Source organism: Gordonibacter sp. (assembly GCF_036667095.1).
Taxonomy (GTDB): Bacteria; Actinomycetota; Coriobacteriia; order Coriobacteriales; family Eggerthellaceae; genus Gordonibacter.
The window spans coordinates 1-1,786 of record NZ_JAVWUP010000063.1; the positions used below are offsets into that span (position 1 = coordinate 1).

The 1,786-nt window shown below is 55.3% G+C and carries 2 protein-coding genes; both read left to right on the plus strand.

The genetic code is table 11. From position 1 onward, the window contains the following. Positions 1 to 108: 108 nt before the first annotated feature. Entirely contained in the window at positions 109 to 504 is a 396-nt protein-coding gene (locus tag RR842_RS07420) for a molybdenum cofactor biosynthesis protein MoaE (protein ID WP_332513286.1), read from the plus strand. 30 nt (positions 505 to 534) lie between these two features. Continuing rightward, complete coding sequence (locus tag RR842_RS07425; protein ID WP_332513284.1) at positions 535 to 1,758, plus strand: molybdopterin molybdotransferase MoeA; 1,224 nt, start codon at positions 535 to 537, stop codon at positions 1,756 to 1,758. The last annotated feature ends 28 nt before the right edge of the window (positions 1,759 to 1,786 follow it).

Consider the following 1,786-nt stretch of genomic DNA (forward strand, 5'->3'; position numbering starts at 1 on the left):
CTTACTACAAGGCCCCTCAAGTGCGAATTCCCTAAAAGCTCTGTACGCCTTTTCTTCATCTCGATAGACTATAATGGACGACATCTTATAAACTGCGAAGGGAGCGTTATGGCTACACCCGAACCGTCTATCGACCAGTGGCTCAAAGAGGCTAAACAAGACCCACAGGCACCCCAGTGCGGCATGTATCTTGCCCATAATGGCATTGTTCGCATAACACCAAAACAGCAGGTACGCGAAGGCATTGAGGGCTTAGGGGACGTTGCGCAGGTAGAGTTTTCCTACGATGCTGCAGGCGTTGCAGCAGCTGAAAAAGAAGCACTCACCTGGCCGGGTGTGTACTACGTACGCACGTGGCTTAACGAGGGAGTGCTGGGCGTGGGCGATTCTATCATGTACGTGCTCATTGGCGCAGACATCCGTCCAAACTGCATCGACGCTCTTCAAAAGCTTGTTGGAAAGATTAAAACTGAACTTGTGGTAGAAAAGGAAATTTACGCGTAATTTCTTACGCACCAACAAGGGAGACGGACTATGGGAGAAAAGATCGTACACGGCTTTCCGTTGCGCGAAGAAGCGCTTGCAGACTTCTTCGCAGCATGGCAACCCCCAGCAGCCTCAATGGCCACAGAGCTGGTGAGTCTTGATGACGCTGTCGGTCGCATAACGGCACGCAACCTAACCTCCATAAACACGCTGCCCGTCGTGCGCGCATCGGCCTGCGATGGCATTGCCGTAAAGTCAACTGCCTTTACGAATGGCCTGCCCAACACAAGTGTTTGGCAACTTGGCCGGGACTACGTACGTGCCGATACCGGCGACGACTTTTCGGACGACTACGATGCGGTAATCATGATAGAAAAAGCAGTCATCCAGCCAAACGGTTCTGTGGTACTAGACAACGACGTGCACGTAGAATCTGGCACCAACGTGCGTGCGGCAGGCAGCACCATCCAAGCCGGAGCCACGCTGATGGAGGCCGGGCTTTCTATCCGCCCAACCGATCTGGCAACGCTTGCCATGGGTGGCGTCACCCTCGTTCCCGTGCGCCGCAAGCCGCGCATCGCTTTTATCCCCACCGGCAGCGAGCTGGTACCTGCAGGCATCGCGCCTCGACGGGGGCAGAACGTAGACACAAACAGCCTGATGGTAAAGCATATGCTGCTGGAATACGGAGCCGATCCTGTAATCTTCCCCATCGTTCATGACGACCCCTCCGCACTTGAAACGGCGTTTGTCGAAGCGCTTGCCGTGGCTGATGCCGTCATCATCAATGGCGGTTCAGCGGTGGGCGAAGAAGATTTCAACGTGCGTATGATCGAGGCGCGTGGTCGCGTGATACACCACTACATCGCTGCCGTGCCGGGACGTCCGCTTATGATGGCAGTGGCCGAAGGCAAACCCGTTATCGATTTGCCAGGACCTACCCTAGCTGCTTATTTTGGTACACAATGGTGCCTACAGGCCATCACCGCTCGCTTCTTGGGTATTCCCCTGCAAAAAATTCCCACCGTGCAGGCCCGTGCCGCCGCCAGCGTGTCCGGACCCCCACAAATGGCGAACATCGCCCGCGTACATTTGACCCGCGACGAGGAAAGCCCCACCAGCTATACGGCACACTTCCTGAATTTCAAGGCGGGCGATATGGCTGCCTGCATGGCAAGCAATGCCCAGCGCGTCTCTCCTTTTGGCGAGGGTGGATTTGAGGCAGGCACCCTGGTGGAAGTTGATTTATTACGTGGGGAGGAGTACCTGTAAACACCCTTGAGCAAACACCTGAAAATTG